The sequence below is a fragment of the Dialister sp. UBA1703 genome (genome assembly GCA_002320515.1).
GTDB lineage: Bacteria > Bacillota > Negativicutes > Veillonellales > Dialisteraceae > Dialister.
The window spans coordinates 24430-33295 of sequence record DCJJ01000173.1; the positions used below are offsets into that span (position 1 = coordinate 24430).

General features: G+C 50.0%; 9 protein-coding genes and 2 riboswitches. Of the genes, 2 read left to right on the top strand and 7 right to left on the bottom strand.

What is annotated here, in order from left to right; translation table 11 throughout:
• Positions 1 to 108 precede the first annotated feature (108 nt).
• Positions 109 to 927, top strand: a complete 819-nt coding sequence (gene truA / locus B2Y11_RS08520; protein ID WP_291058031.1) for a tRNA pseudouridine(38-40) synthase TruA — start codon at positions 109 to 111, stop codon at positions 925 to 927.
• Between the two features lie 249 nt (positions 928 to 1176).
• Here the strand turns inward: truA and B2Y11_RS08525 are convergent, their stop codons facing one another.
• From B2Y11_RS08525 to B2Y11_RS08555, 7 genes are all read right to left on the bottom strand, one after another.
• Positions 1177 to 2601 (bottom strand): hypothetical protein, encoded by a 1425-nt coding sequence (locus B2Y11_RS08525; protein ID WP_291058032.1) that lies wholly within the window; start codon positions 2599 to 2601, stop codon positions 1177 to 1179.
• 75 nt (positions 2602 to 2676) lie between these two features.
• Positions 2677 to 3480, bottom strand: a complete 804-nt coding sequence (locus tag B2Y11_RS08530; protein WP_291058033.1) for an energy-coupling factor transporter transmembrane component T family protein — start codon at positions 3478 to 3480, stop codon at positions 2677 to 2679.
• Positions 3474 to 4340, bottom strand: coding sequence for an energy-coupling factor transporter ATPase (locus B2Y11_RS08535; protein ID WP_291058034.1), 867 nt, complete (start codon positions 4338 to 4340; stop codon positions 3474 to 3476). The genes B2Y11_RS08530 and B2Y11_RS08535 overlap by 7 nt, the downstream gene beginning before the upstream one ends.
• The gene (locus B2Y11_RS08540) at positions 4316 to 5197 is read right to left on the bottom strand and encodes an energy-coupling factor transporter ATPase (RefSeq protein WP_291058035.1); all 882 of its coding nucleotides are present in this window, start codon (positions 5195 to 5197) and stop codon (positions 4316 to 4318) included. Before B2Y11_RS08540 ends, B2Y11_RS08535 begins: the two co-directional genes overlap by 25 nt.
• Positions 5198 to 5568: 371 nt before the next feature.
• Positions 5569 to 5940 (bottom strand): HI0074 family nucleotidyltransferase substrate-binding subunit, encoded by a 372-nt coding sequence (locus tag B2Y11_RS08545; RefSeq protein ID WP_291058036.1) that lies wholly within the window; start codon positions 5938 to 5940, stop codon positions 5569 to 5571.
• A gap of 35 nt (positions 5941 to 5975) precedes the next feature.
• Positions 5976 to 6737, bottom strand: a complete 762-nt coding sequence (locus tag B2Y11_RS08550; RefSeq protein WP_291058037.1) for an HAD-IIB family hydrolase — start codon at positions 6735 to 6737, stop codon at positions 5976 to 5978.
• Between the two features lie 202 nt (positions 6738 to 6939).
• Positions 6940 to 7485 carry a glutathione peroxidase gene (locus tag B2Y11_RS08555; RefSeq protein ID WP_291058038.1) on the bottom strand — a complete coding sequence of 182 codons (546 nt, stop codon included), beginning with the start codon at positions 7483 to 7485 and terminating at the stop codon, positions 6940 to 6942.
• Between the two features lie 472 nt (positions 7486 to 7957).
• Here B2Y11_RS08555 and B2Y11_RS08560 point away from each other — a divergent pair, with 472 nt between their 5' ends.
• Positions 7958 to 8152, top strand: a complete 195-nt coding sequence (locus B2Y11_RS08560) for a hypothetical protein (RefSeq protein ID WP_291058039.1) — start codon at positions 7958 to 7960, stop codon at positions 8150 to 8152.
• A 30-nt stretch (positions 8153 to 8182) separates the two neighbouring features.
• Positions 8183 to 8358: riboswitch (cobalamin riboswitch) on the bottom strand.
• Between the two features lie 99 nt (positions 8359 to 8457).
• Positions 8458 to 8629: riboswitch (cobalamin riboswitch) on the bottom strand.
• Positions 8630 to 8866 lie beyond the last annotated feature (237 nt).

Below are 8866 nucleotides of genomic sequence, written 5' to 3' on the forward strand. Positions count from 1 at the left end.
AATTAATCAGTGCTTCCCTAGGGACAGACCTCTTTCTTTTCCCTTCCATTCCCTTTATAATAGAAAAAATGTAAAGAAGCACATCAAACACTTCCCAAGGAGTAAAATATGAGAAATATCTGGATTACCCTTTCCTATGAAGGGTCGAACTATGCCGGATTCCAGCGGCAGGAAAACAGGATGACCGTGCAGGAAATGGTGGAAAATGCGCTGCAGGAATTGACCGGCATGAAAACCACCCTTTACTTCGTGGCCAGAACCGATGCAGGGGTTCATGCCTACGGCCAGGAATGCACTTTTTACACTGAATCCTCCATTCCGGGAGACCGATTTATTTTTGCGCTGAACCGCATGCTTCCCCGAGACATCAGAGTCACTCAAAGCCGCGAAATGGAAGAAGACTTTTCCGTACGCCGGCGGAATTTCGGAAAGACCTACTGCTATCTTCTTTCGGAAGAACGGGAAACCTCCCCTTTCCTGGTGCGCTATCTATGGCGCACAGGAAAGAAACTGGACATTCAAAGGATGAATGAAATAGCAGGTCTCCTCACCGGAAAGCATGACTTCACCGCTTTCAGGGGCAATAACTCCGTTCCCTCTGATCCGGTAAGAAACCTGTACGATATTACCATCAAAAAGGAAGGCCCCCTTTACCGCATCTACGTAACCGGCGAAGGATTCCTATATCACATGGTAAGAAATATTGCCGGCGCCCTGGTGGATGCAGGCACCGGAGACATGACTAAGGACAGACTCCTTTCCATACTCGCATCCAGAGACAGAAGGCAGCTTGGCATGACCGCCCCTGCCGAAGGGCTCTGCCTGCTGAAGGTCTATTTCCAGCCCATTACAAAGGAAGGGATAGAGGAAACCATGAACCTTCCCCTGTATCCCTGGTGCCTGGGGCAGCCTGAGTCTTCTCAATAATGAATTCTCCGCAATCCCCCCATTGTCGCGGGAGATTTCTCGACTCAGAGCCCCAATAGTGCAGGAAACATCCATCACCACATCGATATGGAGCTCCGCTCGAAATGACGAATCGGCAGGCAGCTTACGTCATACCTTCTTCAAAGACATAAGTATAATTGGAAAAGGGCCGTGAAGAAATCAATTTTTATTCTTCACAGCCCTTTTTCGTGGTCCCTGGACAGGGAAGCACTGATTCCGGCCGGTTTATTAGAATCCTTCCTCTTCCAGTGCTTTAAGCATGGTCTTCTTTCCGGGATATTTCTGTCTCAATCTTTTTGCTGTTTCCATGGCCATTCCTTTCCCCTTGGGAAAGGAAAGAACACGCTTCAGGCAGGAAGCACACTCCTTCAGGGATGCCTCTGACCGAAAGCGGGGCATTTTTTCTTCCACATAGGCGCAGTAATAATCCCTGATTTCCCGGAGATATTTCTTTTTGAGCCGGGGTTCATATTCTATCATCAGGTCGGTGAGCTCATGGTTTTTGATATAGGTAAAAAGATCGTCATACATATGATCTGACACCATCAGACGGCAGGCCTCATCTTCGTCTGCCAAAGCCCCCACCATGTTCCTTATGTATTTTCTCCATTCACCGGGACTGGCGTGTTCTTTATAGGCTGCTGCCTCACGCAGGAGTTTTCCATCATTCGCTCTCTCTTCCTTTGATTTCCGGGGCCTCCTTCTGCTCTTTTGTTTTTTCTCCCTTTCTTTTTCTTCTTTTTCCTCTCCTGCCCGTAAGCCATCCAGAAGGTCATCAAGCACCGCATGAATCGCTTCCTCTTCCATCCGATTCTCACCCTGGGATTCCCACAGCTCCACGGAAAGATGACCCGCTTCCTCCAGAAGCTGCTGCCTGTTTTCCCACCGGTTCTCGGAAGGCAGTAAACGGTGCATGCAGGAATTATCGCTGTGCTGCTCTATAAACTCTGTCATTGTCTCCATGGGATAGTCCAGCATGCACATGAGCCTCACCGCTTTCAGCAGGTTTTCGGAATATTCAGGGAAATCCACATGATATCTGCGCTTGGATGTCCTGATTTCTCTAAGCACCCAGTCCAATCGTCCAGGAAGAGTAGACTTGTCGCCCATTTTCTCAACCAGCACCCGGTCAAAAACGGCAGCCACTGTGGAATCCTGGTCCAGAAGTTTTCGCTGAGATAAAAACCATCGATGCATCACCTCTTTTTCCTCCGGTCCCGCCTTTTGCAGAATCCCCTCACAAAAATCAATCATTTTGTCCCAAATAGAGGTCTCCTGCTCCACGCTTTCAAAGGAAAGGAAATAGAGTTTTGAAACCATCGTCCGAAAAATAAAAAAGGCTTCCATGGTACCGGACTTTTTCAGGATAAACGGTACATTCTGACTCCTAAAAGATGAAATCCATTTTTCCAGTCTCTGGCCTTCGTCATAACGAAGGAAATCGACGGAATAGTAGTCTCTGAAAGGCGTTTCTATAAACCGATCATAGTGAACCAAGTTGGTATCAGTATACTTGCCTGTGGAAAAGTCTGTTTTAATTTTTTCCTGCAGGGCCTGATTCTTCTCCGCCATTTCAAAAAGCAGTCCCCACATATCCTCTTTCGACATATTCCGAAGTACCATCTGCCAGGTACCTTTTCTCCATCTGCCCATAAGAATGCCTCCATTTTTTTAAGATCATTTCTGTTATTATACAAAAACAGCGCAGCTTAAGCCACGCTGTTTCTTTTATTTGAAATAGATATAAAGCCCCAGAAGAAGAGCGGTCACAAGGATGACTGCCAGGAAGGCGTTCCTGTCTCTCCAGGTATAAGCCAGCTGGTGCATTTTGGTGCGTCCTTCGCCGCCGCGGTAGCACCTGGCTTCCATGGCGGTGGCCAAATCATCGGCCCTACGGAAGGCGGAAATGAAGAGGGGTACCAGCAGGGGCACCATATTCTTTGCCCGCTGCCAGAGATTGCCGTTTACGAAATCAGCGCCTCTGGAGGACTGGGCCTTCATGATACGGTCCGTTTCTTCCAGAAGGGTAGGAATGAAGCGCAGGGCAATGGTCATCATCATGGCCAGTTCATGGGCCGGCACACCGAACCGCTTGAAGGGCATAAGCAGCGCTTCAATGCCGTCGGTGAGGACAATAGGACTGGTGGTGTAGGTCAAAAGGGAAGAAAAGGCGATGAGGAATACCAGACGCAGTGTCATAATGAGGCCGTTCCGTATGCCTTCCTCACTGATATGGATAAATTTCCAGGTAAAAAGTTCATTTCCCGGCGTGGTGAGCACATGGATGCCCATGGTGAAAACAAGAATAATCCACAGGGGCTTGATGGCCTTCCAGATGAGGGATGCGGGCACCCCGGACATGGCGATGGCCAGGAAGGTAAAGCCTGCCACCAGCAGGTAAGACCAGAGGTTATTGGCCAGGAAAATGGCCACAATGAAAATCATGGTGCAGAGGATTTTCGCTCTGGGATCCATGCGGTGCAGGAAGGAATCTCCCGGATAATACTGGCCGAGGGTAATGTCTGTCAGCATGATACGCCACCTCCCAGCATTTTGCTCATTCTATACACCGCTTCTTCCACGGTTTTTGCGTCCTCCGGCACAGGAATGCCCTTTTCCTTCAGGTACAGAAGGGTCTGGGTCAGAGGCGGCGCATCTACGCCGCATTCCCTGAGTTCCTTCCTGCGGTTGAGGAAAATATCCATAGGCTTTCCGTCCATCACCAGATGGCCCTTGTGCATGACCAGGAGGCGGGTAGCCAGCCGGGCAATGTCGTCCATGTTATGGGATACCAGGATGACGGAGAATACGCCTTTTTTGTACCAGCTCTGGATACGGGAAAAGATTTCACGCCGCCCGATAGGGTCAAGGCCTGCAGACGGTTCGTCCAGAATCAGGAAATCGGGATGCATGGCAATGACCCCTGCAATGGCCACGCGCCGCTGCTGGCCGCCGGAAAGGCGGAAGGGCGAACGGCCGCCGAAGGTGTCATAGTCCAGGCCCGCAAATTTCATGGCACTCTTTACCCTTTTTTCTGTTTCCTCTTCGCTGCAGCCCAGATTTTTGGGGCCGAAGGCAATATCCTTGGCCACAGTTTCCTCAAAGAGCTGGTGCTCCGGATACTGGAAAACCATGCCTACGGAATGGCGCTTGGCCACTGCTTCCTTCGTCTTGGCTGCCAGATCCACGCCGTCAATGGTCACCTTGCCGGAGGTAGGATGGATGAGGCCGTTCAGGTGCTGGATGAGGGTGGATTTGCCGCTGCCTGTATGACCGATAATACCGATAAACTCTCCCGGCTCGATGGTGAGGCTGATATTTTCCAGCGCCACCTTTTCAAAAGGAGAGCCCTTGCTGTACACGCAGCCTACATTTTCGACACATATGGACATAATGCCTCTCCCAGCTCCTCATCTGTCAAACAATCATCGGGTACATGAAATCCATTCTTCCGAAGGCCATGGGCCAGATCCGCCGCCACCGGCACATCCAGTCCCAGGGCCGTCAGCTTCTCTGCCTGGGAGAAAACCTCCCGGGCCGTGCCTTCCATCTTCAAATGGCCCTTGTCAATCACCATCACATGGTCCGCAGTCACTGCCTCTTCCATGAAATGGGTAATGAGCACGATGGTAATGCCTTCCTTTTCATTCAGCTCATGCACCGTATCCATAACCTCCCTGCGCCCCTGGGGATCCAGCATGGCAGTAGGCTCATCCAGCACAATGCAGTCGGGATGCATGGCCAGAATGCCTGCAATGGCCACCCGCTGCTTCTGTCCGCCGGACAGCATGGCCGGCGAATGGGTACGGTAGGCCGTCATGCCCACCTTCTCCAGAGCCACGTCCACCCGCTTCCTGATTTCCTCCGGCGCAATGCCCAGATTCTCCGGGCCAAAGGCCACATCCTCCTCCACGATAGCCGCTACCAGCTGGTTATCGGGATTCTGGAACACCATTCCCACCTTCTGGCGGATATCCCAGATATGGGAAAAATCGGAGGTCTTCATGCCTTCCACATAAATTTCCCCGTCCGTGGGGATGAGCAGCCCATTCAGGTGTCGGGCCAGGGTAGACTTTCCGCTGCCGTTGGTACCGATGATGGCAGTAAAGGATCCCTTCCTGATGGAAGCGGTCACGTCGGAAAGGGCATCAAACTTCTTCCCCTCCTCCGTTTCAAAGGTATGGCTTAAATGACGGATGTCAAAAAGAATGTCCCCATTCTTTCCATCCTTCATACTTTCTTTCTCCATATTTCCTCTTTTATATCAGAAATCAAATAAACAACGATACTTTATGATAGCAGACAAATCCTTTCTTCGTCAATCAAAAAGGACTGTCTTTTATATAATAATCAGCGGCAGCCCTTTTGTCAATTTATGCGATTTTGCCTGTTTACAATCCTGTGGATATGGTCAAATGGAGGAAACCGTTTCTTGCTTCTTGAATCCGGGGAAGTGCGCGCAAAAAAGAAAGGGATGATGCAGGGAGGCGCCTCCCTGCATCATCCCTTTGCATTTCAATTTCCATATCTCTTTTCCAGCTCCTCCTTTAGGGAAGCGCTGATTAAATCATTGTTTGCTTTTATTCTTGAATTTTTATGCAATGCNNCTCTATGAATTAATCAGTGCTTCCTTAGACCGCGGAAAAGGGGAAGGAAAATATTCCGTGTGTCTGCAATCAGTGTGTCCGCCACTTCCTGACGGAAAACATAAAGCTCAAGACTTCTATCTTTCATGGCCTTCAGCCAGTTCGCTTCATCCCGAATCAGGCCCGCTTCAGAGGCAATCTTTAATGTCTGCCTGGGAGAAGCGGTTTCTGCCTCTTTCCACCCCTTCTGCGTGAGATACTCCTTCATGGCGCGCCATGCCTGTTCAAAGCACTGGGCGAAAAGGGAGCAAAGCCCGGCGGTAACGACCACATCATAGGGAGGGTTCACACGATTCATTTCTTCCAGATTTCTCAGCGTTTTATTGAAATTCTCAAACTTTGTCATGGAAAACAGTCTCCCTCATCTATTACCAAGGAACCTTAGATCCACCCGAAGTGGCGGCAGGCGTTGTAAATGCCGTCTTCGTCGGCCCGGTCGGTGATGTAGCTGGCAAGGGCCTTGAGCTCCGGCTTGGCGTTGCCCATGGCGATACGGAACCATCCTTTGCGGAACATGGTGCGGTCGTTCATGCCGTCTCCGAAAACCACGATGTCCCCATCGGGAATGTGGAACCGCTTCTGCAGCTCCATAATGCCCCTTTCCTTATGCACCGGTTCGATGAGCATGGTGTCGGCGCTGAACCACACATGGGGCAGGGTGTAGAGAGGGATGTCATCCTTTTCTTTCTTGGTGCAGGCCACGAAGATTTTGTGAATGGCAGAAACTTTTCGGAAATCGAAGGACGGATTCACTTCCGTTTCATAGTACCTGTCCTTCACCTTTTCCAGGTAGAGGGGTGTCCGGGTAATGCGGTATTTCCTATTGTAGGGAGCCGCCGCCCAGGGATGCTTTTCTTCATCAATTTCCGAAAGGGTTTGGATGCAGGCGTTCAGGGGAAGTCCCTCGTCGTATAGGATTTTCCCGTCGATGGTAACCGCATTGCCGCCGTCGGAGACCAGGGCAGGGATGCCAAGGGTCTTTGCCACTTCTTGTGCATCAGACTGCATGCGGCCCGTGGCCAGGGAGACGAAATGGCCCCGGCGGATGAGTTCCTTCACCGCTTCCCTGGTGCTGTCCGGATAATCGGCGGTCAGCGGCGTAGTCAATGTGCCGTCAATGTCAAAAAAGAAATATTTCTTCATCCTTTGCCTCCTTTGCTTTTCATTTCCTTTCTTATAGTACCATAAGAGGAAGATCGTTCAAAGGGGCGCGCTCTTTAAGGCGTGAAGGGTTCGCAAAATGAAGAGTCCTGCGGTGCTCGGCGTCTTAAGGCAGCGGCTCTCTTCGGGCACTAGCAAAAAAGGACAGTGAAGAAAATCCTTCACTGTCCTTTTTCAATAACTGTTACAGCAGTTTTTCGATTTCCGAAGCCATGGCTTCCGGTGTCTTGGTCGGTTCGAAGCGTTCCACCACGTTTCCTTCTCTGTCGATGAGGAACTTGGTGAAGTTCCACTTAATGGAGTCATCATCCAGGAAATGGGGATAGTTCTTCTTGATGAAATCCAGAAGGACTTTGGCATTGGGATGGTCCATGTCCAGGCCTTTGAATCCCTTTTCCTTTGTCAGGTATTTGAAAAGGGGCTGTGCGCTGTCTCCCCTTACATCGCCCTTGCGGAACATGGGGAATGTGACGCCGTAGTTCAGGCGGCAGAATTCCTGGATTTCTCCGTCGCTTCCCGGATCCTGCTCTGCAAACTGGTTGCAGGGGAAACCCAGCACTACGAATCCTTTGTCCTTGTAGGCATCGTACAGCTTTTCCAGTCCTTCGAACTGGGGCGTGAAGCCGCACTTGCTGGCTGTATTCACAATGAGAAGGACTTTGCCTTTATAGTCGGACAGGGAGACTTCCTGTCCCTTTCCATTCACCACTTTGAAATCATAAACGTTCATATGGTACCTCCCTGAAATAAAATCGTGCAGCAGATATAAGTAAAACGATAATTTTCTATTTGATGTCTTTATTATATCGAATTTCATCGAAATTTGCAAGTAAAAAAGAAGAAGCGGTCACTGGCCGCTTCAAAAGGGGTTGGAGCACATGCTCCTATGAGAACCTGTATAATAACATCCCTCAAGGATGCTATTACCGTGGATCAGCATGATGATGGCATTCCCTGCTGCCGCCATCATGGGGAGGAGAAGGCTTATGACGCTTTCTCCCATGACAGAATATCTGTCATATATGGAAACTCCCGCAGGGGAGTGATTGGAAAAGGGCGGCGATGATCATATTTCCCTTGTATGACCATCGCCAAAGGGAGATGAACCTCAGGGGGCAGCCCCTGTATCAGAGTGGTGCAGAGCACCCGATGTATAGGAACTTCATAAAGAAGCTTTGGTAAAACGGATGGGAGGGGGGATAGTGGTATTTCCCTTTTACCGCCATCCCCGGCTCCATAAGGAAGGTGAACCGGAGAAGTCTCATCGTCACACCTGGGGCGGAAGTGAGGAAATCCTGATGTTCCCTGTCATCATTTCCCTGGCTTCCTGCTGCATAAGAAAATCCACCTTTCGCGAAGACAAGGTGGATTCATGGAATACCAAAAAAGGGCTATGAACACACACCTTCCCATCGCTCGTAGGTCAAACGGTATGACAAAAACAGGCAGTTCTCCTGACTCTGCTTCCTCGCTCCTCCAGCCTTCCCAATATCCTCAGTGACTTTTGTTGGATTCGCTCCGCATTACAGTGGCGGGACCGTGCCGGCATTTCACCGGTCTTCCCTATTAAGCCCCCAGGGGCACCTGTTTTACTTATGAAGTTATTCTCCTCAGTAACCGAATGTTCAAACCATGAAAAAAGCTCTTTACACAAGCGCAAAGAGACATCTAAGACATCCCCTTCCCATCGCTCGTGGGTTCAAACGGTGATACAAGGCAGGCAGTTCTCCTGACTCTGCTTCCTCGCTTATCCGTCTTCCCGATTTCTCAGTGACATTTCTGGATTCGCTCCGCATTACAGTGGCGGGACCGTGCCGGTATTTCACCGGTCTTCCCTATTAAGCCCTTCGGGCACCTGTCTTTTCGTATTCGGTTATCATTATAGTATCACTATTGATAGCGGATGTCAAATAGAATTTGTAATGGATTTGCGCCCTTTGGGCGCTGCCTTCCCTATTGTCCCCCGCCTGTGGCGTGAGAGTTCAAAGGAGAAGGTGGACGGCCCTTCGGGACGAAGTTTAAGGAAGCACTGATTAATTCGCAGAATCGAATTTCACATGGATTTTTAGCCAATGCTTCGTCATAAGCCTCCTTAAATAGCTCGCTATTCG

What these genes read in the sequence shown, in the direction of transcription:
- truA (WP_291058031.1), top strand. Translation starts at nt 109, where the DNA reads ATGAGAAATATCTGGATTACCCTTTCCTATGAAGGGTCGAACTATGCC.
- B2Y11_RS08525 (WP_291058032.1), bottom strand. Translation starts at nt 2,601, where the DNA reads ATGGGCAGATGGAGAAAAGGTACCTGGCAGATGGTACTTCGGAATATG.
- B2Y11_RS08530 (WP_291058033.1), bottom strand. Translation starts at nt 3,480, where the DNA reads ATGCTGACAGACATTACCCTCGGCCAGTATTATCCGGGAGATTCCTTC.
- B2Y11_RS08535 (WP_291058034.1), bottom strand. Translation starts at nt 4,340, where the DNA reads ATGTCCATATGTGTCGAAAATGTAGGCTGCGTGTACAGCAAGGGCTCT.
- B2Y11_RS08540 (WP_291058035.1), bottom strand. Translation starts at nt 5,197, where the DNA reads ATGGAGAAAGAAAGTATGAAGGATGGAAAGAATGGGGACATTCTTTTT.
- B2Y11_RS08545 (WP_291058036.1), bottom strand. Translation starts at nt 5,940, where the DNA reads ATGACAAAGTTTGAGAATTTCAATAAAACGCTGAGAAATCTGGAAGAA.
- B2Y11_RS08550 (WP_291058037.1), bottom strand. Translation starts at nt 6,737, where the DNA reads ATGAAGAAATATTTCTTTTTTGACATTGACGGCACATTGACTACGCCG.
- B2Y11_RS08555 (WP_291058038.1), bottom strand. Translation starts at nt 7,485, where the DNA reads ATGAACGTTTATGATTTCAAAGTGGTGAATGGAAAGGGACAGGAAGTC.